Raw genomic sequence first — 26,283 nt, forward strand, 5'->3', positions numbered from 1 at the left:
TGTGGTCCCGGGCGCCCCGCGTTCAGGCCGGCGTGGTCCAGCGCTGACTGGCGGAGTTGTTGCATGCGGCAACGGTTACTGCGTTGCCCAGGGCAACTGGTGCGGTGAGGCAGAGCCCGTTCGAACGGATCGTCCCGTCACCGGGCTGGGTCCACTGCTGGTTGGTGCCGCCATGGCAGCTGTAGACGATGACGGTGCCGGCCTGGGTGGCGCTGGCGTCGAGGCAACTGAACAGGGCATGCAGGGTGTGGTTCTCGGCGTGCACCCAGTTCTGGTTGTTCCCGCCGGTGCAGCTGTAGAGCAGGACCGTCGTGCTGTCGCTGCCGGACACGTCCAGGCATCCGCCGCTGCCGCGGATCTCGCCGGATGACGAGTTGCCGATCCCGTTCTCCTGGACGGCCGTCGAGCCGGAGATCGTCACCTGGCTGTCGGCCGCGCAGCCGCTGCTCTCCGAACTGCCGGTGAAGTGTGCCGTCTGACTGCCGCTCGTCGGCGCGGTCATCGTCAGCTTCGAGTACGGCTCGTCGTCGCAGGTGGCCTTGTCGTTGTTCCAGTCGAAGTACTCGGTCCAGCTGACCATGCCCGACGTACTGATGGCGTTGCCGGCCCCGGTCTGCAGGCTGCCGAGCTTGAACGACGTGCCGGCGGTGAGGTCGCGGACGGTCACGCCGTACCAGCCGCTGCCCTCACTGGCGACCGCGAACGCGTAGGTGTGCCCGGCGACCGGCGATTGGTCGAGACGGCAACTGCCACCGGTGCCGTCCTCCTGGAACTGGATGCAGTAGGTGCCGGCGTCGCCGACGCGCCAGGCCGTGGAGTTCCACAGTGAGTAGATGAACATGCCGACGCCGTCGCGATGGGTCTGCATGCCGGTGTAGCCACCGACGTCAGCGGCAGTGAAGCTGAATTGGTTGGCCCAGTAGACGTTCGCCTTCCCGGGCGAGGCGTTGACGGTCATCCGGAACTCGGCCTGCGTCACCGAGGCGGTGTCGAAGGTGTAGTTGACGTACGTGCCTGGCGTGACGCCGACAGCCGACGCGCGCGTCCTCCGGAACGAGTGCCGCGGCGAGCCCGAGCAGGGCGCAGGACAGGAGGGATCTGAGTCTCATCGGGGTGCAACCTCCAACGAAGCGGGCGGACTTCGACCAGAGAGCTCTCTCGACGACGATGATGCGCAGAGTTGCGCGCTGATGTCCAGAGGTGAGCGCTTAACGTTACATGTGCTCGGAAACAAGCGTCGCCATCGTGCCTTCCTCGAGGGCCTGGAAGATGTGGGGGAGGTCGCCCGGGTAGGCGACGTAGTCACCCGGGTTCAGCTCGATGGGGTCGTCGGCCGGGCCGACCAAGGCTCGGCCGGAGCCGAGGATGACGTGCTCGACCACGCCGGGCATGTGCGGCTCGGACTTCCGGCCCGGGCCCGGGGAGGCGTCGATGCGATAGATGTCGCGGCGGGCGTTCGGCGGGCTGGAGGCCACCAGCGTCGCGCTGTAGTCGGCCTGGTCGGAGTAGATCACCGGACCGTCCCCGGCGCGGATGATCTGGACCTTCGGTCGCGGTGGATCGAGGAGCGCGGCGAACGGGGTGTCCAGCGCGACGGCCAGTGCCCACAGGGTTTCGACGCTCGGGTTGCCGGTGCCGGACTCCAGTTGGGAGAGCGTCGACTTGGCGACGCCGGCGCGTTTGGCCGCCTCGCTCAGCGACAGGCCGGCGCGGGCGCGGTGGCGGCGCAGGGAGGCCGCGATCACGTCGAGCGGCGCCTTGGTGCCGCGATCCCCGGAGGCAGACTCGGTGTCCATCGGTGTTCGCTCCATCGGTCTGATTGTTCGGCTTGACGAACGGGTGGAAGGTTGTTCATCATAATGCTCATGCGTTCGATCTGGCGAACACTCGATCGTGGACTGGCCCGCGACATCGGCCTGGTCTGCCTGGCCGACGGCGTCGTCGGTCTCTCGTACGGCGCGATCAGCGTCGGCGGCGGCCTGCCGTTGTGGGTGCCGGTGCTGCTGTCGATCGTGGTGTTCGCCGGCGCGTCGCAGTTCCTCTTCGTCGGGATCGTGGCGGCCGGTGGCAATCCGATCGCCGCGATGATCGCCGGCCTGCTGGTGAACACGCGGCACGTCGCGTTCGGCCTGGCGGTCAGTGACCTGATCGGCGGCGGCTGGCGGCGCCTGCCGGGCAGCCACGTGATGACCGACGAGAACGTCGCCTTCGCCATGGGGCAGGACGATCCACAGCAGAAGCGGGCCGCGTACTGGGCGGGCGGGATCGGTATCTTCTTGTGCTGGAACGTCGGCGTCGTCATCGGCGGCCTGGCCGGCTCCGTGATCACCGACACCGATGTGTTCGGCCTGGACGCGGCCTTCCCGGCTGTCCTGCTGGCTCTGGTCCTGCCGGCCCTGCGCGACCGTGCGACCCGTACGGCGGCACTCGTCGGGGTCGTGGTCGCACTAGCCGCGACGCCGTTCCTGCCAGCGGGTCTGCCGGTGTTGCTCGCCCTGATCGGCCTGCTGTTCTACCGCGCAGACAAGCCCGCTATGGAGGTGACCCCATGACCAACACCCCGCTCGTGCTGGCCGCCATCGGGATCCTTGCTGTGGGCACCTTTTCGCTGCGGTTCGCCGGGCCGATGCTGCGCAGTCGGTTCGAGATCCCCGACCGGGCCCAGCAGATCCTGGCCGCGGCGGCGATCGTCCTGCTCACCGCACTCGTCGCGACCTCCGCGCTGATGGACGGCCACGGCCCGGCCGGGGTGGCTCGGTCGGCCGGCGTGCTGGTCGGCGGCATCCTGGCCTGGCGCAGGACCCCGTTCGTGCTGGTCGTGGTGGCAGCCGCTGCGACCGCGGCCGGCCTGCGGCTCCTCGGCGTACCGTAGCCGGAACGGATAGCGTGCTCGCATGAGCACCTATCCCGGGCAGCCGCCCGCGGCGAAGAAGACCCTGATCTGGATTGCGATCGCGTGCTTCGTGATCGGTGTCGTGCTGACCGGATTCTTCGTCTGGCGGATCGTCGTGACGGCACCGAGATCGCCGCAGCCGATCGAGAGCGGCGTGATCCATCTGAACAAGGACGGGCTGACGATCTATTCGTCCGTGCCGGTGCCCGCGCCGCCGTGCAAGGCGCAGGACTCCTCGGGCGGCGACGTGCCGCTCAAGCCGCCGACCGGGTCGGAGACGATCACGATCAACGGTGACAGTTGGTACGTCGTCGCCCGCTCGGTGGACCCCGTCCCGGCGGGCGACTACAGCATCTCGTGCACCGACGACCAGACCTCCGCGACGTACGCCGCCGGGCCGGGGATGTCGGTCGGCAAGTTCGTGCTGTCGATCTTCGGCGCGATCGGCTCCTTCCTGGTCTTCTTCATCCTCGGTGGCGTCCTGCTCACCATCGGCCTGGTCAAGAACCGCCGCCGCAACCGCCCGTCCGGTACGTTCCCGATGCAGCCACCACCAGGTGCCCCCGGCAACTACCCGCCGCCGCCGAACACCACCTTCCCCGCACCCCCGCCGTACAACCCGGGCCCGAACCCGGACCGCCCGCAGGATCGCTGATGGACCTCGACTGGCCCGGCTGCCGCAACGCCCGCGACGTCGGTGGACTGCCGACCGCCGACGGCCACACCATCCGCGAAGGTGTGCTGATCCGTTCGGAGAGCCTGCAGTACCTGACCCCCCACGGCGTCGACGCGGTACGGCGTTCCGGCGTGAGCCGGATCCTGGATCTGCGCGGCGACGGCGAGGTGGCGACTGCGCCGACGCCGTTCACCGGGACGCCGCTGGCGGTCCGGCAGCCACTGCAGGATCCGGCCGACCCGAACCACGGGCAGCCGACGATCGTCGCGGCGTGCACCTGGATGCTCGACCGGCGACCGGAGTTGTTCGCGGCCGCGGTCAAGGCGATCGCGGACGAGCCGGACGGCGCGGTCGTGGTGCACTGCCACGGTGGGAAGGACCGCACCGGCATGGTCGTCGCGCTGGCGCTGAGCATCGCCGGCGTACCCGAGGACGAGATCGTCGCCGACTACTTCCTCACCCAGGAACGGCTCGCCCCGTGGCTGGACGAGCAACTCGCCGCCGAGCCGGACACCGCCCTGCATCCGGAGATGATCGAGTTCCGCGACACCCGGGCCGAGTCACTGGTCGCGATTCTGCGGCATCTCGACGAAAAGTACGGCGGGCCGGAGGCATACCTGCGCCACGGTGGTCTCACCACCGCGGATCTGGCGAAGCTGAGAACCCGCTTAGTGGGCTGACCTGCGTCACGAGCGGATCACAGAGCGCAGTACATTGGCGCAATGCCGACCGCCGCAGTGTTGAATGCCCCATGACCGGGCCGACCTGGGTGACCGACCCGGCGGCGCTGGCCGAACGCTACGGACTCTCCAAGAGCTCGATCCGCCCTCCGCTCGGCTCGTACCTGCGCGAGCTGTGGAGCCGTCGCCAGTTCGTCCTCAGCTATGCCACCGCACGCACGTACGCCATGTACGCCGGAGCCCGCCTCGGCTCGCTCTGGCAGGTGCTGACACCGCTGCTCAACGCGGCGGTCTATTACTTCGCCTTCGGTGTCCTGCTCGGCACCAAGAACGGGATCGACAACTACGTCGCGTTCCTGCTCACCGGCATCTTCGTCTTCACCTTCACGCAGCGCTGCATGACCGAAGGCTCGCGTTCGCTGGCGCTGAACCTGTCGCTGATCCGGACGCTGCACTTCCCGCGAGCGACGCTCCCCTTGGCCTACGTGCTCAACGAGCTGAACCAGATGCTCATCTCACTGGGCATCCTGCTCGTGATCGTCGGCTTCACCGACGGATTCGCCTGGCACTGGCTGCTCGTCGTACCGGCATTGTTGCTGCAGGTCATGTTCAACATCGGGATCACGCTGGTTTTTGCGCGGATCGGGACGTTCGTGTCCGACGTCAGCCAGTTGCTGCCGTTCATCACCCGCACCTGGCTGTATGCGTCCGGCATCTTCTTCTCGCTGCCCGCCAAGCTCGAGCAGGCGAACGCGCCGGGCTGGGTCGTCCAGGTGCTCGCGTTCAACCCGATCTCGGCGTACATCGACATCGTCCGGCGATCCCTGCTGGAGGAGCACAAGCAGAACGAGTTGCCGCACGCGTGGTCGATCGCGATCGTCTGGTCGTTCGTGATGCTGGCCTTCGGGTTCGTCTACTTCTGGCGGGCGGAGGATCGATATGGACGAGGCTGAGCCGACCGTCATCGCCGACCAGGTCGACATCGTCTACAAGGTGATCGCCGGCCAGGGCGGCAAGGGTACGGCGGCGACCGCGTTCCGGCGGATCCTGAAGCGGCAGGACCGGCCGACGATCCGCGAGGTGCACGCGGTCAAGAACGTCAGCTTCACCGCCTACAAGGGCGACGCGATCGGCGTGATCGGCCGCAACGGCTCCGGCAAGTCGACGCTGCTGCGCGCGGTCGCCGGCCTGCTGCCGCCCGCGGACGGCGTGATCTACACCGGCGGCCGGCCGTCGCTGCTCGGCGTCAACGCGGCGATGATGAACGACCTCACCGGCGACCGGAACGTCGTCCTCGGCTGCCTGGCGATGGGCATGTCACCGGCCGAGATCCAGCGCCGGTACGACGAGATCGTCGAGTTCGCCGGGATCGGCGACTTCATCGACCTGCCGATGTCGACGTATTCGTCGGGGATGGCGGCGCGGCTGAAGTTCGCGATCGCATCGGCGAAGACGCACGACATCCTGCTCGTGGACGAGGCGCTGGCGACCGGGGACGCCGAGTTCCGGGGCAGGTCCGAGCGCAAGATCCGTGAGCTGCGCGACCAGGCCGGTACGGTCTTCCTGGTCAGCCACAGCCTGGACGTCGTCCGCGACACGTGTAATCGCGCCCTGTGGCTGGACGCCGGCCTACTGCGTCTCGACGGTCCGGTGGACGAAGTGGTCGACGCCTACATCAAGGAGACCAGGAGCTAGGGCGTCGGCCGCTCGCGGAGGCCCAGCAGGAAACCCAGGCCCCAGGAGACGTGCATGGTCGCGCAGACCAGCGGCATCCAGAGCTGGGCCCGCCAGGGCAGGTAGCGGCCCTCGACCGCGGAGCCGGCCAGAAGCAGCACGGCGTAGCCGAGCGGGGCGAGGAAGCCCAGATCGAGCCAGCTGACACCGCTGATCAGGCCGATGATGCCGAGGATCGTGCCGACTGCCAGCAGGATCACCGCGATCGGCGGCGCCAGGTAGCGCTTGTTCGCGGTCTCGGGGTGCCTGCGGATCACCTCGCGGCGCCACTGGCCGGTGTGGAAGAACTGCTTCGCCACCGCGGACAGCGAAGACCGCGGCCGGTAGGTGACGGACAGGTCCGGGCTGAACCAGATCAGGCCGCCGGTCTTGCGGATCCGGTAGTTCAGCTCCCAGTCCTGGGCCCGGTGCATGGTCTCGTCGAAGCCGCCGACCCGCTCGAGTGCGGCCCGCCGGAAGACGCCCAGATAAACGGTGTCGGCCGGCCCGGCCTTGCCGCCCTGGTGGAACGTCGACGCACCCAGACCCAGCCGGGACCGGTACGCACACGCCACAGCCATCTCGGTCGGTGTCCGGCCTTCGGCCGCCATCACGCCGCCGACGTTGTCGGCTCCGCTCTCGTCGAGGACCTCGACCGCGCGGGTGATGTAGCCGTCGGTGAGGGCGCCGTGCCCGTCGACCCGGACCAGGATGTCGTGCTTGGCGTGCGCGATGCCGACGTTCAGCGCGGCCGGGGTCTTGCCGGTCGGGTTCGGCACGATGCTGATCCGCGGGTCGCGGTCGGCCAGCTTGTCTGCGATCTCCTGGGTCCGGTCCTTGCTCGGGCCGATGGCGAGCACGACCTCGAGCTCCCCCGGATAGTCCTGGTCGAGAACGCGGCCGACCGCCTCCTCGAGATGACGTTCCTCGTTCAGCACGGGCATCACGACGGACACGGGCGGCCAGTGGGACAGCGGCATATCAGGTCAGGCCTTACAGATCGAAGCGACGTCGTCGACGCCGGTGGCGGGTGTGGTCGGTGAGCTGCCGGGTTTCGGCGTGCTCGGCTTCTTGGTCGTACTGGTGGTCGGCTTGCTCGTCGTACTACGCGGAGTGTTCGAAGTCTTACCGTCTCCCCCCGAGCCCGCCTTGTCCAGCGCTTCCGACTTCGCGACGGCCTCCGCGACCTTGGTGCGGATCAGTGCGAAGTCGGGATCACCGGTGTGGATCAAGGGTGGGACCGCGGAGAAGCTTGACACCGGCAGCTTCTTCGCGTCCAGCGCGAGGTCGGTGAAGGTGCCCAGCTCGCCGGCCGGGATATCGGTCTGGACCACCTCTTTGCTGGCCGACGCGATGCCCTGGAACTTGGTCAGCACGGTCTGTGGCGACAGCTGATTCAGCATGGCCGACATCACGCACTTCTGCCGGGTCATCCGCTCGTAGTCCGACGACTCCGCCCGGGACCGGGCGAACCAGAGCGCGTGGTAACCGTCCAGATGCTGGTTCTTGCCGGCTTCGATGTAGCCCTTGATCGGTGAGCTGCCGCCACCGATCGGGACCCGCTTGCCGATGTCCAGGGTGATGCCGCCGACCGCGTTGAGCAGGTCGCGGAACCCGGCCAGGTCGATCAGCACGTAGTAGTTGACCTTCATCCCGGTCACCGCCTCGACCGCCTGCTTGGTTGCGGTCACGCCGGGGTGCGGGTCGCCTGGGAAGAGGTCCTTGTGGTTGGAGGCGTAGGTGTAGACGGCGTTGATCAGGCACTCGGCGCCGCAGTTCTGCCACTGGAAGCCGTCCGGGAACTGCTTGGCCATCGCCGTACCGGCCGGGAACGGAACCTTCGACAGGTTCCGCGGCAGGCCGATCAGGACGGTCCGGCCGGTGTCCGCGTCGATGCTGGCCAGCGTGATGCTGTCGGGCCGGGTGCCGATCCGGTCCGCGCCGGAGTCGCCGCCGAGCAACAGCACGTTGTAGCGGCCCTTCTCGGCCTTCGACTTCTGCCCGTTGCCGAACACGCTCGCCACGAAGTCGCGCTGCGCGTTCACGATCGTGCTGCCGTAGATCAGCGCACTGACCACGGCCAGGATGAGGACGCCGTCGAGGATGCTGGTGATGAGCCGGTGGTTGCGCTCCAGGCTCAGCGGCCGGCCGAGCCGGTAGGCGTCGATGAACAGCCCGGCCCACCCGACCGCGAGCAGGATCAGCAGCACCTGGACGATCCGCAGCGTGCCCGGCCGGGCCATCAGGTTGATCGTGCCGGACCGCCAGACCAGCCCCAGCAGCACCAGGAACACGACGATCGCGACCAGCCCCGCGACCACCCGCCAGGCCCAGCGGCCGGCCCGCTTGCTGCCGGCCGCGATCTGCGCCGATCCCGGCAGCACCAGTGTCATCAGCACGAGCGTCAACGCCCGCTTGAACCGCACCGGCTCGCCGAGATTGCGCAGGTCAGGCTTCTCCTGCGGCATGACGTCCTTCCGTTCTCAGATTCACGCAGCACGGCGGCCGATACTGCAGTCGACCGTACCTTGTCGTCCCCACCCTCACCCGGTACGACGTGCCGGGGCCGGTGATGGTTCGGGCAGAGGCGGATCCGGAGACGAAGAGTAGCAGCCTTCTCACGCAGCGCAGGAAAACCCGTGCACACACCCTGTGGTCGATCGGTTTCACGCAGTTGTGATGGTGGTCGATGGGTGGATGCGTTACGAAGTGCTGCACGCACCTTCAGTGAGGACAGGAAACCGCCCATGAAACTGTTCCGTACGCTTCTGGCCGCCACCGCGGCCGTCACCGTCACTCTTCTCGGCACCAGTACTGCGCAGGCATTCGAACCTGCCGTGCAGGCGCCCGGTGCCGACTTCACCGGCATCGCCGCGCTCAGCAACTGCTCCGCCTCCTTGGTCCGGTACGCCGAATCCGCCAGCACCGACAAGGCGCTCGTACTCACCAACGGGCACTGCTACGAGGGCGGGTTCCTGCAGCCCGGCCAGGTGCTGGTGAACCGTGCGTCGACCCGCTCGATCACGCTGCTCCGGCCGGACTCCGGCCGGGCCGGCACGGTCCGTGCCGCCCGGATCCTGTTCGGCACGATGACGAAGACCGACATGATCGTCTACAAGGTGAACGAGACCTACGCCTCGATCAAGAGCCGCCTCAACGTCTCGCCACTCACGCTGGCCAAGCAGGGCCCGGCGAACGGCGCCGGCCTGGCGGTCGTTTCCGGCTACTGGAAGCGGATATACACCTGCTCGGTGCAGGCGACCATCCCGCAACTGCGCGAGGGCGACTGGACCTGGCAGAACTCGATCAAGTACCAGCAGCCCGGTTGCGAGACGATCGGCGGTACGTCGGGATCCCCGGTCGTCAGCACGTCCACCGGTGAGGTGATCGGCATCAACAACACCGGCAACGAGGACGGCGAGCGCTGCACGGTGAACAACCCGTGCGAGGTCGACGCCGACGGCAACGTCACGGTCGAGCAGGGCGCGGCGTACGGCCAGCAGACCTGGTGGCTCTACACCTGCCTGACCGCGACGCGCACCATCGACCTGAACAAGGCCGGCTGCGAGCTACCGAAGCCTGCTGCCCGCCACTGACCCTCTGTCACTGCCGAGTGCGGGGTGACGCACACCACTTCGATATCCGGTAACGTCGCCCCGCATGGCAGTCGACTCCTCTACGGATCAGGTCAGTACGTCGAAGTGGCCGAGCCCCCTCGGGGTCCGGACCAGACTCGTCGCGTCCAGTGCGCTGATGCTCTTCCTCGAGCTCGCGCTGATCCGCTGGACCGGCTCGAACGTGGTCCATCTCAGCTACTTCTCGAACTTCGTGCTACTCGGCTCGTTCCTCGGCATCGGGATCGGCATCCTCCGATCCGGGCGGGCGAAACGGCTGCCCTACTACTCACCGATCATGCTCGGGCTGCTGGTCCTGGTGATCGCGTGGAAGCCGGTCACGGTCAACCGCGGCACGTCGTCCAGCGTCATCTACTTCACCAGCCTGAACACCACCGGCCCGCCGGTGTGGGTGATCCTGCCGATCATCTTCGTCGCCGCCGCGGTGGTGCTGGCCGGTCCAGCCGAGCTGGTCGGCCGGTGTTTCGCCGAGTTGCCGCGACTGACGGCGTACCGGTACGACCTGATCGGGAGCCTGGTCGGGATCGCGAGCTTCACCGGGCTGTCGTTCCTGGGGGCGCCGCCGATCTGGTGGGGTCTCATCGTCACGGTGATGTTCGGCGCGCTGATGATCCCGCGGCAACGATCCGGGGTCGCCGCGACCGGTCGTAGTGTCGTCGCACTCGGGCTGAGCGCCGCGCTGGTGCTCGCGCCGCTGCTGGTGATGGTCGGGGTGCTCTTCCACGAGTCGACCCGACCGGAGAACAGTTGGTCGCCGTACTACAAGGTGCAGACGAAGCAGACCAGCTATGAGGGTGTGCCATTGGTGACGATCACGGTGAACGGCGTACCGCACCAGCAGGCGATCCCGGCCGACGCGCGGCTGCGGTGGGAGTCGCAGTACGGATTGCCCTACGAGCGGGCCAATGTCGGCAAGACGCCGAAGAACGTGCTGATCATCGGCGCCGGTTCCGGGTCGGACGTGGCGATCGCGCTGAAGAAGGGCGCGACGCATGTGGACGCGGTCGAGATCGACCCGCGGATCCGCGACCTGGGGAAGGCGCTGCACCCGGACCGGCCGTACCAGGACCCGCGGGTGACATCGCACATCGACGACGGGCGGGCGTTCCTGTCCCGGACGGACAAGAAGTACGACCTGATCCTGCTGGCGCTGCCGGACTCGCTGACGCTGGTGAACGGCGCGAGCTCGCTGCGGCTGGAGAGCTACCTGTTCACCGAGCAGGCGTTCAAGTCCGCTCGTGACCACCTCAATCCGGGTGGCGCGTTCGCGATGTACAACTTCTACCGCGAGACCTGGCTGATCGATCGGCTCGCATCGACCGCGCAGAAGGCGTTCGGGCACAAGCCGTGTGTGGACAAGATCGGCGACGAGCTGCAGCAGGCGGTGGTGACGGTCGGGCTCACCTCCGCCGACCAGACCTGCCAGGGTGAGTGGGCCGGTCCGTCGTCGATCACGCCGCCGCCCGCGACCGACAACCGGCCGTTCCTCTATCTGTTGACGGACCGGATCCCGTCGCTCTACCTGGTCACGCTCGGGCTGATCCTGGTCGCCGGGCTGATCGGGGTCGGGATCGCCGGCGGCGGATCGTCGTACCGGCGGATGCGCCCGTACGCCGACCTGTTCCTGCTCGGCGCCGGCTTCATGCTGCTGGAGACGAAGAGCATCACCGGGTTCGCCTTGCTCTTCGGTACGACGTGGGTGGTGAACGCGATCGTCTTCGCCGGGGTGCTGGTCGCCGTACTGGCCGCTGTCGAAGTGACCAGACGGTTCAAGACACCACCGGTCAAGATCATGTACGGCGTCCTGTTCGGTGGGCTGGCGTTGGCCTGGGTGTTCCCGGACGGCTGGTTGCTGGGGATGCCGGTCGGCCTGCGGGCGGTGGTCGCCGTACTGATCGCGTTCCTGCCGATCTTCGCCGCGAACGTCATCTTCGCCAAGCGCTTCACCGACACCGCCGACGGCACCGCGTCGTTCGGTGCGAACCTCCTCGGCGCCATGCTCGGCGGCTGCCTCGAGTACGCGGCGCTGATCATCGGCTTCGACGGCCTCCTCATCATCGCCGCCCTGCTCTACCTCGGTGCTTTCCTCCTCACGCCCAAGATCCGCGCGGTGGTGAGGAGCTAGCCGATGAGCGAGCTGGCCGACTACTACCGGGACCGCGCCACCGAGTACGACGCGGTCTACGACAAGCCGGAACGGCAGGAGGACCTGGCCCGCCTGCCGACGGACGCACGTTCGAGGTGCTGAAGAACTTCCCGACCGTTGCGCAGCTCACGGCTGACGTGGCGCCGGCTCAGGTGAGCTGGACCGACCTGACGTACTTCTGGGTGGCGACTGTCTCGCAATGATCTCGCGGGCGCGGGCCAGGTCGGCGTGGTTGTCGATCTCCACCCAGTCGACGGTGCCGATCGGGGCGACGTCGATCCGGAGGCCCTGGTCGACGAGGAGTTGGTAGGCGTCCTCGTAGTAGAGCTGCGGGTCACGCTCCCAGGTCTTGCGGAGGGCGGCGGCGAGGTCGGTCGCGGCCGCGGGCTCGATCAGGGTGACGCCGATGTACTCGCCGGTGGCAGAGGCCGGGTCCATCAGTTTCGTGATGCGCTCGACGCCGGCGTGCTCTGAGCAGATCACCTTCATCTCCTCCCCTGCCAAGGACTTCTCGGCGTCGAGGGCGAGGATGATCCGGCGATTGTTGCCGCGGGCGTCGAGCAACGTCTGCTGGACCGAGGCCGGATGCACGGTGTCGCCGTTCGCCAGCAGCACCCCGGAGCCGAGGTGATCGCGCGCGCACCACAGCGAGTACGCGTTGTTCCACGTCTCGGCCTTGTCGTTGTGGATCAGCTCGAGCGTCACGCCGTACCGCTGCTGCAGGTCCGTGACGCGCGACTCGATCGCAGCCGCGGCGTAACCGACCACGATCGCGACATCGGTGATACCGACCGCCGCATAGTTGGCCAGCGTGAGGTCGAGAACAGTGGTATCAGGACCGATCGGAACGAGTGCCTTAGGCAACATGTCCGTATACGGGCGCAACCGCCGACCCGCCCCGGCGGCGAGGACCAGTCCGATCATGGCCCATGGTACGGCTTCGGCCCGTCTGCGCGCCCTGGCTTGCGATGAGATGGCACGATCGGGACCATGACATGGCTTGTGACTGGTGGTGCTGGGTATATCGGGGCGCATGTGGTGCGGGCGTTCCTGGCCGATGGGATCGACGTGGTCGTGATCGACGACCTGTCCAGCGGGAAGGCCGGGTTCGTGCCGGACGGCGTCCCGTTCGTCCAGGCCAACCTGCTGGACGGTACGGCGGTCCGCGGTGCGCTGGACGGGGTCAGCGGCGTCGTGCACCTCGCCGGGTTCAAGTACGCCGGGGTCTCGGTCGACCGCCCGCTGCACACCTACACGCAGAACGTGACCGCGATGGTGTCACTGCTGGAGGCGATGGCGGACAAGGAGATCCGCAACCTCGTGTTCTCGTCCAGCGCCGGTGTCTACGGCACCCCGAAGGACGAGCTGGTGACCGAGCAGACGCCGCCGGACCCGCAGAGCCCGTACGGCGAGTCGAAGCTGGTCGGGGAGTGGTTGCTCCGGGACCAGGCCGCCGCGACCGAGCTGCACCACACGTCGCTGCGCTACTTCAACGTGGTCGGGTCCGGTGACACGAAGGTGTACGACGCCAGCCCGTACAACCTGTTCCCGATCGTCTGCGGCCTCCTGGCCCAGGGGAAGGTGCCGCAGATCTACGGCAACGACCACCCGACGCCGGACGGCACGTCGGTCAAGGACTATGTCCACGTCGCCGACCTGGCCCGCGCGCATGTCGCGGCCGCCCGCGCCCTGGACGCCGGGACGAGCCTGGAGCCCGTCTACAACCTGGGCAGCGGCACCGGCACGTCGGTCCGCCAGATCATGGACGCCGCCCGCCGCGTCACCGGCATCGACTTCACCCCGGCCGAAGGCCCCCGCCGCCCCGGCGACCCCTCCCGTGTCGTCGCCGACGGCACGCTGGCCGCCCACGACCTGGGCTGGAAGAACACCTACACCGTCGACGAAATGTTCGCCACCGCCTGGGAAGCCTGGCCGAAGAGCTGAATCGTGGTGGGCGGTGCCCGCCGGTTGTAGCCTGTGGCGCAGTTCACTGAGCTGCCCGGTGCGGGCACCGATCGAGGGGTGCGATCCATGAGTTACGAGAGCCTGCCGCAGTTCCTGGCGAAGATCGATCTCTTCGAGGGGCTGTCCGAGGACACGCTGTCCGACCTGATCGAGCGTGGCACCCGGCTGACCGTCCCGGCCGGCCAGCACGTGATCGAGCAGGGGGCCGACGACGCCGGTCTGCAGGTGGTGCTGGAGGGTTCGGCCGACGTCGAGGTCAACGGCGTCGTCCGCGAGCCGCTCAAGGTCGGGGACTATTTCGGTGAGATCTCGCTGATCGACGGCCTGCCGCGGTCCGCGACCGTGGTCGCCGGGCCGGACGGGCTGGGCACGTTCGCGCTGTCGGCACTGGCGTTCGAGCCGGTCGTGCGGGAGAACCCGGACGTCGCCCAGGCCCTGCTCAAGGCCCTGACCGCCCGCATCCGCCGCCTAGAGTCCGACAGCTGAGCCATCAGCTCGAGCGCGCGGGGACGCCCATGACTGTGTTGATGCCACGCCTCCGGCGCGGCGGGTCATGGGGCTTTAGCTCCCGGCCTTCCCTCGTCGCTCCGGTCGCTTCGCTCCCTGCGCTCCTCAGTCCAGGCCGGGAGGCCCCATGACCGAGGAGCGGAAGGTTGTCTCGGTGCTGTTCTGCGACCTGGTCGGCTTCACCACCGCGTCCGAGTCCGCCGACCCCGAAGACGTCCGCCGGTGGCTGGCGCCGTACCACTCGACGCTGCGGCAGACCGTGGAGCGGTACGGCGGGACGGTCGAGAAGTTCGCCGGGGACGCCATCCTGGCCGTTTTCGGTGCACCGCGGACCCGGGAGGACGACGCCGAGCGGGCGATCCGGGCCGGCCTGGCCATCCTCGACGCGGTGCGCGAACTGCCGGACGGGCCGCTGGAGGTCCGGATCGGGATCGAGACCGGTGAGGCACTGGTCCAGCTGACCGCGCGACCCGAGCTCGGCGAGCCGTTCGTCACCGGCATGGTCGTCAACACCGCCGCCCGGTTGCAGGCGTCGGCTCCGGTCGGCGCGGTCGTGGTCGGGCCCGGCACGTACGACGCGACGAGTCGCGTGTTCGGCTACGACGCGCTGGAACCCGTTGTGGCGAAGGGAATCAGCCACCCGCTCGACCGCTGGCAGGCCGGTCCGCCGCGGGCCCGGTTCGGCGCGGACGTGATCCGCGACCTCAGTACGCCGATGGTCGGCCGGCAGCGCGATCTGACCTTGCTGTGCACGACGTTCGAGAAGGCCGTCGCGGAGCGGGTGCCGCAGTTCGTCACACTCCTCGGCGAACCGGGGATCGGCAAGTCGCGCCTGGTCGCGGAGCTCGGCGCCTGGCTGGACCGGCACGACGAGCTCGTCAGCTGGCGCGAGGGCCGATCCGTGCCGTACGGCGAGACGCCGTTCGGGCCGATCGCGGAGATCATCAAGGTCCAGGCCGGGATCCTGGACACAGACCCGCCGGCGCAGGCGGCGGAGAAGCTCGACGCGATCCTGCCGGACGGCGCGGACCGGGCCTGGTTGCGCGCCAGAGTCGGGCCACTGGTCGGCGTCGAACGCTCCGGGCCGGCGGAGTCGGTGACGCAGGAGGAGTCGTTCGCGGCCTGGCGGCAACTGCTGGAGTCGTTCGCCGAGCAGGCGCCCGTGGTCCTGGTCTTCGAGGATCTGCACTGGGCCACGGACGCGATGCTGGCCTTCGTCGATCACCTCGCCGAGTGGCTGACCGACCTTCCGCTACTGGTCGTCGTCACCGCCCGCCCCGAGCTGCTCGAACGCGGACCGCAGTGGACCCGTGGCGTGCAGAACTCACTGACCATCGGCCTCTCACCGCTGACCGCCGCCGAGACCGATCAACTCCTGATCGAGATGTTCGCCGGTCAGGACGTCCCGGACCAGACCCGCCGTCGCCTGGTACGGCGTGCCGACGGCAACCCCTTGTACGCCGAGGAACTCGCCCGGATCGTCGCCGACTGCGGCCCGGACCAGGCCGCCTCTGTCGAGCTGCCGGCCGGCATCGCCGCGCTGATCGCGGCCCGGCTGGACACGCTCGAGCCCGATCGCAAGGCACTGCTCGCGGATGCGGCCGTGATCGGCCCGGTGTTCTGGGCCGAAGCCGTCGCGGCGCTCTCGGGCCGGGACCCGGCGGAGGTCGTCCAGGCGCTGCAGGAGCTGGCCCGCAAGGAGCTGGTGCGGCCGGTCCGGCGGTCGTCGATGCTGGGCCAGCACGAGTACACCTTCTGGCATGCACTCACTCGCGATGTCGCGTACAGCCAGGTGCCGCGGGCGGCTCGGTCCGCGCGGCACCTCGCCGCCGCCGACTGGCTCGACCTGCGCTGCGCCGCCTGCCAGGCCGAGACTCCGAATCTGATCGCGTACCACCTCACCACCGCTCTCGATCTGGCCGCCGCGCTCGGCGACACGGATGCGGTCGCGGCGATCGCCCCTCGGGCCCGTCGCTTCCAGCTGATGGCCGCCGAGCTGGCGATGAACCTCGACACCCGCGAGGCGATCGCCCTGCTCGACCGTGCCCTCGGCCTCACCCCACCCGGCGATCCTGAACGTCCGGCGGTCCTGGCGCGCTGGGGCTGGGCGGCGTTCCTGGCCGGCCGGCTCGACGACGCGCGGACCGCCTACCGCGAGGCGATCGCCGGATTCGAGGCGATCGGCGACATCCGCGGACTCGCGCTCACGTTGCGGGCGTCGACGTACGCGTTGAACAGCATGGAGGAGAGCCTGGCGACGGTAGACCGGGCGGTCGCGATGCTCGAGGAGCTCGGGCCGAGCGAGGACCTCGTGCGGCTGCTGACCGGGCAGGCGAGCATCCGGCTGGTCGCGAGCCGTCGTGAGGATGCGATCGCCTCGGCGGACCGCGCCCTGCGAATGGCCGCCGAGCACGGGTACGCCGTACCGCAACGGGCTCTCGAGGCCCGCGGACTCGCCCGGGTCGGCCAGGGCGACACCGGCGGGCTGGTCGACGTCAAGGAGGCGCTGGCCGCGCTCCTCGAGCTCGGGCAGGGGCGCGACGCGGCGGTGATCTGGCTGAACTACGGCTGGGTGCTGTGGCAGATCGAGGGACCGATGGTCGCCCTGAGTGAACTGGACACCGCTCGCGAGTTCTCCGCCCGGCGGCGGCTGGCCGAGATGGAGCAGCAGATCGGCTGCACCGTCCTGCAGTTGATGATCGAGACGGGCCGGCCGGCCGAAGCAATCGCGGCCTGCCGGGCCAAGCTGGAGCACTCCGGACCGGCGTTCACCACCCTGCGGCGCATCGAGGTGCTGTCGGCGCTGGCGGTGGCCGAAGCCGAGTCCGGTCTCGCGGGCGCGCGCGATCCCGCCGAGGAGGCGTTCCGGCAGGCGGTGGATGCGGGCTGGCCGGACCTGATTGTCGTCGCGGGATCGCCCGCGGTGACCACCCGGGCCCGGGACGGCGACCAGGACGGCGTACTCGAGATCCTTCAGTTGCTCGCGTCGTTGTCCGACCTGCGCGGCAGCTTCGAGTTCGACGCCCGACTGCCCTCGCTGGTGCGGGCGGCGCTCGCCGCCGGTCAGGCCGAGGCGGGCGCCGTGCTCACGGACTTCGTGGAGCCGGTGCTGCCGATGCGCGAGTACTCGGCGACGACCGCCCAGGCGCTGCTCGCCGAACACCGCGGCGACACCGAGGCGGCGGCCGCCGCGTTCGCCCGGGCGGCCGCGGACTGGGGTGCCTTCGGCAACAAACTCGAGCAGGCGCACGCCCTGCGCGGCCTGTACCGCACCACCGGCGACCCCACCGCCCTGGCCCAGGCCGAGCAGCTGTTCAGAGCCCCGGATACTCCTTCTTGAAGGAGCCGGACGGGGTCAGGTTCATCTCGCCGCGGGGGCCGGTGAGTACGCCGCCTTCGACCGGGAGCGTGTGACCGGTGATCCAGGCGGCGTCGTCGGAGGCCAGGAAGGCGACCGCGGCGGCGATGTCCTCGGGCTCGCCGACCCGGCCGAGCGGATACATCTTCGAGAACCGCTCCAGGGTGTCCGGCTGGTTGTCCCAGTTCGGCGTCCGAATGGTGCCGGGGGCAACGATATTGAAGCGGACGCCCAACTCGCCGTACCGGGCCGCGTAGTTGACGGTCATCGCGATCTGGCCGGCCTTGGCCGCGGAGTACTCGATGTTGCCGAAGGCGGCCAGGCCGTTCACCGAGCTGATCGTGACCACGTTGCCGCGAGTCTTGACCAGGTGGGGGAGCGCGGCCTGGATGCACCGGGACGCGCCGACCAGCGTGAGGTCGAGTTGCCGGTGCCACTCCTCGGCGGTCGCGTCCTCCGGCACGGACGTCACGATGCAGCCGCCGGCGTTGTTCACCACGACGTCCAGCCGGCCGAACCGACCCACCGCGGCCGCCACCGCCGCGTCGACGTCGTCCCGGCTGGTCACGTCGAGGCGCAGGCCGAGCGCCTGCTCGCCGATCCCGGCCGCGACCTCGGCGACCTTCTCCTCCTGCAGATCGGTGACCACGACCGACGCGCCCTCGTCCGCCAGTCGCCGGGCCACCGCGGCCCCGATCCCCTGCGCGCCCGCCGTGACCAGAGCCACCCGTCCTTCGAATCGCCGCATGTCATTCCTCCAGCACTCGGTCGACCTTCTCGTCCGTGACCCGTCGCTCCAGCTTGGCGGCATCCAGGTTGCGGCAGAGGACGATCGAACCACCTCCGGAGATCACCCCGACCAGCAGTGCCGCCCCGTCCCGCGTGGTCAGGTCCCGGGTGACGAGGATCCGCTCGGCGACGGGTTCCGCCGTACCGATCAGGTCTTCGTGGGTGAGGTCGTCGTACGCCGGTGACGACGGAGTCGGCGGCTCGAACGGCACGAACACGTCCGGGTGGTTGTAGACCTCGGCACCGTAGTCGTGGATGCCGTCCGGCAGCGGCTCGCGGAACCGGCCGCCCAGCGGGAGCAGGGCCGACGCGATGGTCTCTCGCTCGCCGCGGACGGTCAGGTCCGGGCCGGTGATCGCGAGGGTGCCGGTGCCGCTGGTGAGGGCGGCGCCGACCGACCAGGTCGACAGTGCCCAGACCACGCCGAGCCAGTGCGGCGGCAGCCCGATCGCGACGGTCTCGCCGGGCTCCAGGTCGTACTCGTCGACCAGCAGGTTGGCGGTCTTGGCGACCCAGTTCGCGGTGGTGAGGGCGCTCAGCTCGATCCGTTCACCGGTCGCGTCGTCGTAGTAGGTGAGGAAGGGACCGGCGCCATCCCGGCGGACCGCGGTTCCGAACAGCTCGGGAAGGACTCGTGACATATGGCCCACCCTACGTTTCGGGCGCCGACGTACCGTGGTGAGGGGATTCGCGGAAAGAAGGCTTGTCATGGTGCCACAGCTCGAGCTGCCACAGGGCGGCGAATGGATCGTCATCCTGGTCATCGTCATTCTGCTGTTCGGCGCGAAGAAGCTGCCTGAGCTGTCGCGCAACGCGGCGCGCGCGCTCAACGAGTTCAACAAGGCCAGATCCGAGGACTCCGAGGACGACGAGAAGCCGGCGCAGGTCACCGCACCGCAGCCGCCGCCGCGGTCGGACGGGCCGCCGGCCGAGTCAGTCGGGCGGGTTGATGTCGAGGGCGGCGGCTCGGAGGGCGTTGGCGAGGAGCGTCGCGGGCTCTGAGAGGCGGCCGGGGAGGCGGGCCAGGATGGTACGCCGGAGCTCCTTCGGTCCGCCGCGGACGGTGACCACGCGGACACCCGCCGGTGCGGCCGACGCCATCGACGCGGAGATCGTGGTCAGCCCGGCACCGGCCGCGACCAGCTGCAGCTTCGCCAGCCAGTCGCGGACCGTGTGCGCGATCACCGGCCGCTCGTCGAGCCCGGGCCAGACGCCCATCAGCAACTCCTCGCCAGCCGCAGGCCCGGCGATCCACCGCTGACCCCGCAGGTCGGCCACGTCCACCGAGTCGTGGGCCGCGAGCGGATGACTGGCCGGCACCGCCAGCCGCAGACTCCGCTCCGCGAGCGTCTCGAGCTTCAACGCGGGCGACTCCGCGTCCGGCGGCCGGAACGGCGGTGCCGACGCCAGCAGCGCCAGGTCCACAGTCCCCGCCCGCAGCGCCCGGACCAGGGCGGGGGTTGATCCCTCCCGGGTCGTGACCGTGATCGCCGGATGGCCGCGGCGTAGCGCACTGATTGCCTGCGGCAACAGAACGGCGCCCGCGCTCGGGAACCAGCCCAGCCGGACAGTCCCACCGGCCGCGGGGAGCCCGGCGAGCTCGCGGGCCGTCGCGTCGAGCTGATCCAGCACGCCGGCGGCATTCCGCAGTACGACTTGACCGGCTGCCGTCAGCAGCACGCCTTCGCGCCGCCGCTCGAGCAGCGGTGCGCCCGCGGCCCGCTCCAGCGACGCGATCTGTCGCGACACCGCCGACTGGGTGTAGCCGAGCGCGGTCGCGGCCGCCGTGAACGTGCCGCGCTCCGCAACCTCCCGGAACACTCGCAACGCCACCAGTGAGACATCGGTGAAGTCCATGACGTTTACGCATACTACCTGTGCCAAAGATTCGTTGGAGTCATAGGCGCACCGCACCTACGTTTGGTCACATGAGAGAACAACGCATTGCACTGGTCACCGGCGCCAACCAAGGCATCGGCTATGCCTTCGTCCGAGAACTGGCCATCCGCCTGAACGAAGAGGACCTGGTGCTGCTCACCGGCCGGGATCCAGACCGAGTGGCAACCGCCGTGGCCGAGCTGGCCGACTCCGAGGCGGGGATGGCTGGGATCGAGGGGCGGGTGCTGGATGTGACGGATGCGGAGGCCGTGGCGGCGCTGGCCCGTGAGCTGGGGGCGGTCGACATCGTGATCTCCAACGCCGTCGGGCCGCTGCACCCGGATCGGACGCAGGCTGAGCAGGCTGATGTATTCATCGATGTCGCCAACCTCGGGGCTCAGGCTGTGTTGCGGGAGTTCGCGCCGATTCTGCGGCCGGGCGGGCGGTTGATCGTGGTGGCCAGTTCGCTGGGGACGCTGGAGCAGTTGCCGGAGGCGCTGTGGGAGCGGTTCGACGGGGTGACGCTGGACGAGGTGGAGCAGGCGGTCGAGGAGTGGCGGGTCGCGATTCACGACGGGACGGCCGAGGAGGAAGGGCTGGCCGGAGTGGATCAACTTCCCGTCGAAGGTGGCTCAGGTGGCCGCAGTGCGGGCCGTCGCGGCGGATCGCCGTACGCGCGACCTCGAGGACGGGACGCTGGTCGCGTCGGTCTGTCCGGGGCTGGTGGACACCCGCGCGTCCCGGCCGTGGTTCGACGACTTCAGCGAGGCGAAGTCCCCGGCCGAGGCGGTCAAGCCGATCGTCGACGTCATCCTGGCCGACCGCACCGACCCCGCGATGTACGGCGAACTCGTCCGCGACGGCAAAATCCTCCCGTGGAAGCCGTCCACCCGGTGAAATCACCCCGCAGTACTCCAGCAGCCGGAGTTCTCATAAGGTCAGGACATGTTGATCCTGGGCGGCCTGGCTCTGATCCTGGTGCTGACCGTTGCCACTGGCTACTTCGTGTCCCAGGAGTTCGCGTACGTCGCGGTCGACCGGAGCCGGCTGCGGACGCTGGCCGAGGACGGTGACCCGGCGGCGGCGCGGGCGCTGAAGGTCACGTCGCGGCTGTCGTTCGTGCTGTCCGGCGCGCAGGTCGGCATCACCATCACCGCGCTGCTGGCCGGGTACTTCGCCGAGCCCTACCTCGGTGCGGGTCTGGAGGAGCTGCTCGGCTCGGCCGGGGTGCCGCAGGCCGTGAGCGTGTCCGTCTCGGTCATCCTGGCGTTGCTGTTGGCAACGATCATCCAGATGGTGCTGGGCGAGCTGGCGCCGAAGAACCTGGCCATCGCGAAGGCCGAGGTGATCGCGCTCAGGCTGGCCCGGTCCACGCTGATGTACCTGACCATCGCCGGCCCGCTGATCCGGGTCTTCGACTCGGCCTCGAACCGGATCCTGCGCCGGGTCGGCATCGAGCCCGTCGAGGAGCTGCCGCAGGGCGCGACCGCGCAGGAGCTCGACCGCATCATCGTCACGTCCTATGAGCAGGGGTTGCTGGACGAGGACACCATGCGGCTGCTCGACCGCGGCCTCGATTTCCGCGGCCGGACCGCCGGGGAGGCGATGGTCCCGCGTGTCGACGTCATCACCATGCATCGCGACGAGCCGCTCACCCGGGTGGTCGAGCTGCAGGACACCGGGCATAGCCGGTTCCCGGTGATCGCCGACTCGGTCGACGAGGTGCTCGGCGTGGTCGCGATCGGCGACGTGGTCGAGCTCGAACCGGCCGACCGGGCGCACATCGCCGTCGGCTCGCTGGCTTCGCCGCCGGTCGTCGTACCCGAGACTTTGCCGTTGCCCGGCGTACTGGAACGGCTGCGGACCGCCCGCCGCCAGCTCGCGATCGTCGTGGACGAGTACGGCGGATTCGCCGGGATCGTGTCGCTCGAGGACATCGCCGAGGAACTGGTCGGCGAGATCCACGACGAGGACGACCTGCCCGAGAGCGGACTCGTTCCGGGCGGCGACGGATCGTGGGTGGTGTCGGCCCGATGGCGGCTCGACGAGGTCCAGGAGGCCACCGGCGTCGCGCTGCCCGAGGGCGACGACTACGAGACCTTGTCCGGCCTGGTGATGGCCCGGCTCGGCCGGATCCCGGCGATCGGCGACGAGCTCATGGTGCAACTGCGGCACCGCATCGACCATGACGGCCGGCCGGTCCCGGCCGAGTTCGTCCGGCTGACGGTGCAGACCATCGAGCGCCACGTGCCGGGTCTCGTCCTGATGGAGCGGTTGGCATGAGTACGCCGCTCGCCCTGGTCATCTCGGTGATCCTGCTGGCCCTGAACGGCTTCTTCGTCGCCGCCGAGTTCGCGCTGGTCGCGTCGAAGCGGCATCGGCTCGAGGAGGCGGCCGCGGCCGGCAGCCGCTCGGCCCGGGCCGCGATCGCCGGCGTGAGTGAGCTGTCGCTGATGCTCGCCGGTGCGCAGCTCGGCATCACGCTGTGCACGCTGGGACTCGGTTCGCTGGCCGAGCCGGCGGTGGCCAGTCTGCTGCACCCGTTGTTCGAACTGGCGCACGTCCCCGAGCGCGTCGGTCAGGTGATCGCGTTGATCATCGCCGTCGCCGTCATCGGCCTGTTGCACGTGCTGCTCGGTGAGATGGCCCCGAAGTCGTGGGCGATCAGCAATCCCGAGCGGTCGGCGCTGGCGCTCGCTCTCCCGTTCCGCGCCTTCACGTACGTCTTCCGCCCGCTGCTGATCGTGCTCAACTGGCTCGCCAACCTCTGCGTCCGGCTGGCGAAGGTGACCCCGCAGAACGAGCTGGCCAACGCGCACGGCCCCGACGAGCTCCGCCTGCTGATCGAGTCCTCCCGGGAGCACGGCACGCTGGACGAGCCCGAGCACAACCTGCTCACCGCGATGCTCGCGCTGCAGAACACCACGGTCGCCCAGGTGATGACCCCGATCGCGCAGCTGTCGACGGTTCCCGCGGCCGCGTCCGCCCGCGACGTCGAGCTGACCAGCCGCCGCGAGGGCCGCTCCCGCCTCGCGGTCGTCAGTTCGGGTACGACGATCTGCGGCATCGTGCACGTCCGTGACGCGGCCCGCGCGACCACGAGCGGCGGTACGACGTTGCGCGCGTCGGACCTGATGACGGCGCCCCTCGAGCTGGCCGCGACTACGCCGGTGGCGACCGCGATCCGGACGATGCGCGATCAGCGTTCGCAGCTGGCCGTCGTACGGGACGAGGATCGGCCGGTCGGGGTGGTGGCGTTGGAGGATCTGCTCGAGGAGGTGATCGGGGAGTTCGACGACGAGACCGACCCGATCGTCAAAGCCGCGAAGGCGGAATCACCGGATCGCTAGGGCGGCTACGGTGGAGGCAGGAACCGTCCGGAGGAGGACCGTCGTGCCGATCAGGCGGCTTGGGCTTGTCGTTCATCAGGGGCGTCCGGTGGCTGTGCAGACCGCCGAGACCGTGCGCCAGTGGGCGACCAGACACGACATCGGCTGCACCGACATCGACGTCTGGAAGGCGCACGAGGAACGACGCGGCGGGATGGACGAGCTGCACCACGCGGGGAGCCCGGATCTCGTGGTCACGCTGGGCGGTGACGGCACGTTCCTGCGCGGTGCCCGGATCGCGGCGAAGAACGACGCGGCGGTGCTCGGGGTCGATCTCGGCAAGGTCGGGTTCCTGACCGAGGTGGCGTGCCGCGACGTGGAGGCCGCTCTGGAGGCGGTGCACCACGGCGGTGCGACGTACGAGGAGCGGATGACGCTGACCATGCGGGCTTCGCGTCCGCTGGAGATCCCGAGTGGCATCGAGTCGTTGCTGCGCTACGGACATGGCCCTGCCCTTCCGCCGCCGGCCGTCCGTCCGGAGACCGCGGAGGGGGACGGCTGGGGCGTGGCGCTGGACGTGACCGCGCTGAACGACGTCGTCCTCGAGAAGCTGGCGCGCGACCATCAGGTGGCGCTGGGTGTGTATCTGGCCGGCCGGCTGCTGGCGTCGTACTCCGCGGATGCGGTGATCGTGGCGACGCCGACCGGGTCGACGGCGTACAGCTTCGCGGCGGGTGGGCCGATCCTGTCGCCGAGCACCGAGGCGATCGTTTTCACTCCGGTCGCACCGCACATGACCTTCAACCGAACGGTTGTCACGGCGCCGGACGAGCCGGTCGCGCTCCGGGTCCTTCCGCACTCCGGTCAGGCCGCGGTCAGCATCGACGGGCAGCTCCGCGGGGTCCTCGATCCGGGTGACTGGATCGGCGTCTACGGATCGACTCGGCGGCTCCGCCTGGTCCGGTTGGCTCCCACCGATTTCTACGGCCGGCTGCGGGACCGCTTCCGGCTCACCGACGCACCCGCGACCGCCCTCGACGGCGAGTCCGACCTGTTCTGGCGGACCACCACGCCTGTCCCGCCGGACCTCGCCCACCTCAAGCTTCCGCCACCGTCTGGTCACGACCGGTAGGGTCTCTCCTCATGCGAAACGTGGTGATCCTGGCCGGTGGTTCGGGGACACGGTTGTGGCCGCTGTCCAGAGACGACCGGCCCAAGCAGGTGCTGCCGCTGGCAGCCGGACAGTCGTTGCTCCGGGTGGCGTACAACCGGCTCCGCGGCCTGGTCGAGCCGGAGAACATCTATGTGTGCACGGTCGGCGCGTACACCGAGGTGGTCCGCACCGAGCTGCCAGAGCTCGGCGAACACAACATCATCGGTGAGCCGGCCCGCCGGGACACCGCGAACGCGGTCGGCCTGGCCTCCGCGGTGGTGGCGCGCAACGACCCCGACGCGGTGGTGGCGTTCGTCGGATCGGATCACCTGATCAGTCCGGAGGACGAGTTCCGGGCCGCGATCGAGAACGGTTTCGCGGTCGTCGAGCAACGGTCCCGGTCGCTGGTGACGTTCGGGATCGAGCCGACCCATCCGCACACCGGGCTCGGGTACATCGAGCGCGGCGAGCCGATCGAGGGGACCAGGGCCTTCGCCGTCGACCGGTTCCGGGAGAAGCCGGATCGGGCGACCGCCGAGGAGTACCTGGCCACCGGGCGGTTCTGGTGGAACTCCGGCATGTTCGTCTGGCGGGCCGAGACCGTACTGAGCGTGCTGGACGAGCTGCTGCCCGAGTCGGCCGCGCGGCTGCGTCAGGTCGCGTCGGTCTGGGACACCCCGTCGCGGGATGCGACCCTGGCCGAGATCTATCCGAACCTGCGCAAGATCAGCGTCGACTACGCGGTGATGGAGCCGGCTTCGCAGGGCAAGGTGGACGCGGACGTGGTCGTCGTACCGATGCCGGTGCACTGGCTCGACGTCGGCTCCTGGGCCGCACTGGCCGGCACGTACGACGCCGATGCCAACGGCAACCGTACGGACGGGACGACGCTCAGCTGCCTGCTCGACTCCCACGACAACATCGTCGTCACCGACGACCCCGACCACCTGGTCGCCGCGGTCGGCCTGCGCAGCCACATCATCGTCCACACCCAGGACGTCACCATGGTCTGCCCCCTCGCCGACGGCGAACGCGTCAAAGACCTGGTAGCCCAAGTCCAATCCGACCACGCCGAGCGCTACATCTGACCCCACACACCACCCGGGCGCCGTTCGGCGGGCGGGGCGCGGACACCCTGTCGGGACCTGGGACACCTCACAACCTGTCCCAGGCCCCCGCAGCCTGTCCCAGGTCCTGCTCCCGTCCGAGTCCGCCCCGCAGTACGCCGCCCGCGCCCCGCCGCCGCAGTACGCCGCCCGCGCCCCGCCGCCGCAGTACGCCGCCCGCGCCCCGCCGCCGCAGTACGCCGCCCGCTGTCGTGTCGCCTGGGTCAGCGACGACACCAGCGGGGATAGCCCCCGAGTTGGAGGGTTGCCCACTCGGAATCTGAGGGGGCAACCCCTCAGCTGAGGGGATATCCCCCTCTTCTGACGTATCCGTGGGTGGTTCGTTCGCCTCCTTCGGGTCCCGGCGGTCGGCCTTGTTCTGTTGGTTGCCGCCAGGTGGGGAGGATCTCGTCCCGGATCGGGTGGGCAGATTCAGGGGATTGTTGCAACGCCTG

26 protein-coding genes and 2 pseudogenes are annotated in these 26,283 nt (G+C 69.4%); 18 read left to right on the forward strand and 10 right to left on the reverse strand.

What is annotated here, in order from left to right:
• Nucleotides 1–22: 22 nt before the first annotated feature.
• From ACXC9Q_RS28480 to ACXC9Q_RS28490, 3 genes and pseudogenes are all read right to left on the reverse strand, one after another.
• Nucleotides 23–502, reverse strand: a complete 480-nt coding sequence (locus ACXC9Q_RS28480) for a ricin-type beta-trefoil lectin domain protein (RefSeq protein ID WP_457059727.1) — start codon at nucleotides 500–502, stop codon at nucleotides 23–25.
• A gap of 42 nt (nucleotides 503–544) precedes the next feature.
• Nucleotides 545–994: pseudogene (locus tag ACXC9Q_RS28485) on the reverse strand (DUF3472 domain-containing protein); the annotation flags it as partial.
• 220 nt (nucleotides 995–1,214) lie between these two features.
• Nucleotides 1,215–1,811: a helix-turn-helix domain-containing protein gene (locus tag ACXC9Q_RS28490; RefSeq protein WP_457059703.1), complete on the reverse strand. Its 597-nt coding sequence runs from the start codon at nucleotides 1,809–1,811 to the stop codon at nucleotides 1,215–1,217.
• A gap of 54 nt (nucleotides 1,812–1,865) precedes the next feature.
• On the opposite strand from ACXC9Q_RS28490, the gene ACXC9Q_RS28495 reads away from it, so the two are divergent.
• The 6 genes from ACXC9Q_RS28495 to ACXC9Q_RS28520 all read left to right on the forward strand — a co-directional run bounded on the left by ACXC9Q_RS28495 (nucleotide 1,866) and on the right by ACXC9Q_RS28520 (nucleotide 5,944).
• Nucleotides 1,866–2,552: an AzlC family ABC transporter permease gene (locus ACXC9Q_RS28495; protein WP_457059704.1), complete on the forward strand. Its 687-nt coding sequence runs from the start codon at nucleotides 1,866–1,868 to the stop codon at nucleotides 2,550–2,552.
• Nucleotides 2,549–2,872, forward strand: a complete 324-nt coding sequence (locus tag ACXC9Q_RS28500; protein WP_457059705.1) for an AzlD domain-containing protein — start codon at nucleotides 2,549–2,551, stop codon at nucleotides 2,870–2,872. The genes ACXC9Q_RS28495 and ACXC9Q_RS28500 overlap by 4 nt, the downstream gene beginning before the upstream one ends.
• A gap of 22 nt (nucleotides 2,873–2,894) precedes the next feature.
• Entirely contained in the window at nucleotides 2,895–3,548 is a 654-nt protein-coding gene (locus ACXC9Q_RS28505; protein ID WP_457059706.1) for a hypothetical protein, read from the forward strand.
• Entirely contained in the window at nucleotides 3,548–4,249 is a 702-nt protein-coding gene (locus ACXC9Q_RS28510; protein WP_457059707.1) for a tyrosine-protein phosphatase, read from the forward strand. The genes ACXC9Q_RS28505 and ACXC9Q_RS28510 overlap by 1 nt, the downstream gene beginning before the upstream one ends.
• A 71-nt stretch (nucleotides 4,250–4,320) precedes the next feature.
• Nucleotides 4,321–5,202 carry an ABC transporter permease gene (locus ACXC9Q_RS28515; RefSeq protein WP_457059708.1) on the forward strand — a complete coding sequence of 294 codons (882 nt, stop codon included), beginning with the start codon at nucleotides 4,321–4,323 and terminating at the stop codon, nucleotides 5,200–5,202.
• Nucleotides 5,189–5,944 carry an ABC transporter ATP-binding protein gene (locus tag ACXC9Q_RS28520; protein WP_457059709.1) on the forward strand — a complete coding sequence of 252 codons (756 nt, stop codon included), beginning with the start codon at nucleotides 5,189–5,191 and terminating at the stop codon, nucleotides 5,942–5,944. The genes ACXC9Q_RS28515 and ACXC9Q_RS28520 overlap by 14 nt, the downstream gene beginning before the upstream one ends.
• On the opposite strand, the gene ACXC9Q_RS28525 is transcribed toward ACXC9Q_RS28520, so the two are convergent.
• Both ACXC9Q_RS28525 and ACXC9Q_RS28530 read right to left on the reverse strand, forming a co-directional pair.
• On the reverse strand, nucleotides 5,941–6,942 hold the full coding sequence (locus ACXC9Q_RS28525) for a glycosyltransferase family 2 protein (RefSeq protein ID WP_457059710.1): 1,002 nt from the start codon (nucleotides 6,940–6,942) through the stop codon (nucleotides 5,941–5,943). The genes ACXC9Q_RS28520 and ACXC9Q_RS28525 overlap by 4 nt on opposite strands.
• 6 nt (nucleotides 6,943–6,948) lie before the next feature.
• Nucleotides 6,949–8,430, reverse strand: a complete 1,482-nt coding sequence (locus ACXC9Q_RS28530; RefSeq protein WP_457059711.1) for an LCP family protein — start codon at nucleotides 8,428–8,430, stop codon at nucleotides 6,949–6,951.
• A gap of 279 nt (nucleotides 8,431–8,709) precedes the next feature.
• Here ACXC9Q_RS28530 and ACXC9Q_RS28535 point away from each other — a divergent pair, with 279 nt between their 5' ends.
• Nucleotides 8,710–9,558: a trypsin-like peptidase domain-containing protein gene (locus tag ACXC9Q_RS28535; protein WP_457059712.1), complete on the forward strand. Its 849-nt coding sequence runs from the start codon at nucleotides 8,710–8,712 to the stop codon at nucleotides 9,556–9,558.
• 64 nt (nucleotides 9,559–9,622) lie between these two features.
• On the forward strand, nucleotides 9,623–11,722 hold the full coding sequence (locus tag ACXC9Q_RS28540; RefSeq protein ID WP_457059713.1) for a spermine/spermidine synthase domain-containing protein: 2,100 nt from the start codon (nucleotides 9,623–9,625) through the stop codon (nucleotides 11,720–11,722).
• A gap of 147 nt (nucleotides 11,723–11,869) precedes the next feature.
• Here the strand turns inward: ACXC9Q_RS28540 and ACXC9Q_RS28545 are convergent, their stop codons facing one another.
• Entirely contained in the window at nucleotides 11,870–12,667 is a 798-nt protein-coding gene (locus ACXC9Q_RS28545; protein ID WP_457059714.1) for a phosphocholine cytidylyltransferase family protein, read from the reverse strand.
• Nucleotides 12,668–12,733: 66 nt separating this feature from the next.
• On the opposite strand from ACXC9Q_RS28545, the gene galE reads away from it, so the two are divergent.
• The 3 genes from galE (at nucleotide 12,734) to ACXC9Q_RS28560 (ending at nucleotide 17,555) form a co-directional block, all read left to right on the forward strand.
• Nucleotides 12,734–13,687: a UDP-glucose 4-epimerase GalE gene (gene galE, locus ACXC9Q_RS28550; RefSeq protein ID WP_457059715.1), complete on the forward strand. Its 954-nt coding sequence runs from the start codon at nucleotides 12,734–12,736 to the stop codon at nucleotides 13,685–13,687.
• An 87-nt stretch (nucleotides 13,688–13,774) separates the two neighbouring features.
• Nucleotides 13,775–14,194, forward strand: coding sequence for a cyclic nucleotide-binding domain-containing protein (locus tag ACXC9Q_RS28555; RefSeq protein ID WP_457059716.1), 420 nt, complete (start codon nucleotides 13,775–13,777; stop codon nucleotides 14,192–14,194).
• 148 nt (nucleotides 14,195–14,342) lie between these two features.
• The gene (locus ACXC9Q_RS28560; protein WP_457059717.1) at nucleotides 14,343–17,555 is read left to right on the forward strand and encodes an ATP-binding protein; all 3,213 of its coding nucleotides are present in this window, start codon (nucleotides 14,343–14,345) and stop codon (nucleotides 17,553–17,555) included.
• Here ACXC9Q_RS28560 and ACXC9Q_RS28565 read toward each other — a convergent pair.
• Together ACXC9Q_RS28565 and ACXC9Q_RS28570 are read right to left on the reverse strand one after the other, a co-directional pair.
• Nucleotides 17,530–18,321 carry an SDR family NAD(P)-dependent oxidoreductase gene (locus ACXC9Q_RS28565; RefSeq protein ID WP_457059718.1) on the reverse strand — a complete coding sequence of 264 codons (792 nt, stop codon included), beginning with the start codon at nucleotides 18,319–18,321 and terminating at the stop codon, nucleotides 17,530–17,532. The genes ACXC9Q_RS28560 and ACXC9Q_RS28565 overlap by 26 nt on opposite strands.
• 1 nt (nucleotide 18,322) lies before the next feature.
• Nucleotides 18,323–19,003: a TIGR03089 family protein gene (locus ACXC9Q_RS28570; RefSeq protein WP_457059719.1), complete on the reverse strand. Its 681-nt coding sequence runs from the start codon at nucleotides 19,001–19,003 to the stop codon at nucleotides 18,323–18,325.
• Between the two features lie 67 nt (nucleotides 19,004–19,070).
• Between ACXC9Q_RS28570 and tatA the strand changes: the two genes are divergently transcribed.
• Nucleotides 19,071–19,364 (forward strand): twin-arginine translocase TatA/TatE family subunit, encoded by a 294-nt coding sequence (gene tatA / locus ACXC9Q_RS28575; protein WP_457059720.1) that lies wholly within the window; start codon nucleotides 19,071–19,073, stop codon nucleotides 19,362–19,364.
• Here the strand turns inward: tatA and ACXC9Q_RS28580 are convergent.
• A complete protein-coding gene (locus ACXC9Q_RS28580; protein ID WP_457059721.1) occupies nucleotides 19,296–20,219 on the reverse strand; it encodes a LysR family transcriptional regulator in 924 nt (307 codons plus the stop codon). The two genes, tatA and ACXC9Q_RS28580, sit on opposite strands and share 69 nt — an antisense overlap.
• Nucleotides 20,220–20,290: 71 nt before the next feature.
• On the opposite strand from ACXC9Q_RS28580, the pseudogene ACXC9Q_RS28585 reads away from it, so the two are divergent.
• The 6 genes and pseudogenes from ACXC9Q_RS28585 to ACXC9Q_RS28610 all read left to right on the forward strand — a co-directional run.
• A pseudogene (locus ACXC9Q_RS28585) lies at nucleotides 20,291–20,704 on the forward strand (SDR family NAD(P)-dependent oxidoreductase); the annotation flags it as partial.
• A gap of 172 nt (nucleotides 20,705–20,876) precedes the next feature.
• Entirely contained in the window at nucleotides 20,877–21,137 is a 261-nt protein-coding gene (locus ACXC9Q_RS28590; protein WP_457059728.1) for a hypothetical protein, read from the forward strand.
• 48 nt (nucleotides 21,138–21,185) lie between these two features.
• On the forward strand, nucleotides 21,186–22,523 hold the full coding sequence (locus ACXC9Q_RS28595; protein WP_457059722.1) for a hemolysin family protein: 1,338 nt from the start codon (nucleotides 21,186–21,188) through the stop codon (nucleotides 22,521–22,523).
• Nucleotides 22,520–23,590 (forward strand): hemolysin family protein, encoded by a 1,071-nt coding sequence (locus tag ACXC9Q_RS28600; RefSeq protein ID WP_457059723.1) that lies wholly within the window; start codon nucleotides 22,520–22,522, stop codon nucleotides 23,588–23,590. The genes ACXC9Q_RS28595 and ACXC9Q_RS28600 overlap by 4 nt, the downstream gene beginning before the upstream one ends.
• Before the next feature lie 88 nt (nucleotides 23,591–23,678).
• Nucleotides 23,679–24,701 (forward strand): NAD(+)/NADH kinase, encoded by a 1,023-nt coding sequence (locus tag ACXC9Q_RS28605; protein WP_457059724.1) that lies wholly within the window; start codon nucleotides 23,679–23,681, stop codon nucleotides 24,699–24,701.
• Between the two features lie 11 nt (nucleotides 24,702–24,712).
• The gene (locus ACXC9Q_RS28610) at nucleotides 24,713–25,810 is read left to right on the forward strand and encodes a mannose-1-phosphate guanylyltransferase (protein ID WP_457059725.1); all 1,098 of its coding nucleotides are present in this window, start codon (nucleotides 24,713–24,715) and stop codon (nucleotides 25,808–25,810) included.
• A gap of 67 nt (nucleotides 25,811–25,877) precedes the next feature.
• On the opposite strand, the gene ACXC9Q_RS28615 is transcribed toward ACXC9Q_RS28610, so the two are convergent.
• Nucleotides 25,878–26,283 (reverse strand): hypothetical protein (locus ACXC9Q_RS28615; RefSeq protein WP_457059726.1); only part of this gene is annotated, 406 nt, incomplete at its 5' end.

The organism is Kribbella sp. CWNU-51 (genome assembly GCF_054073265.1).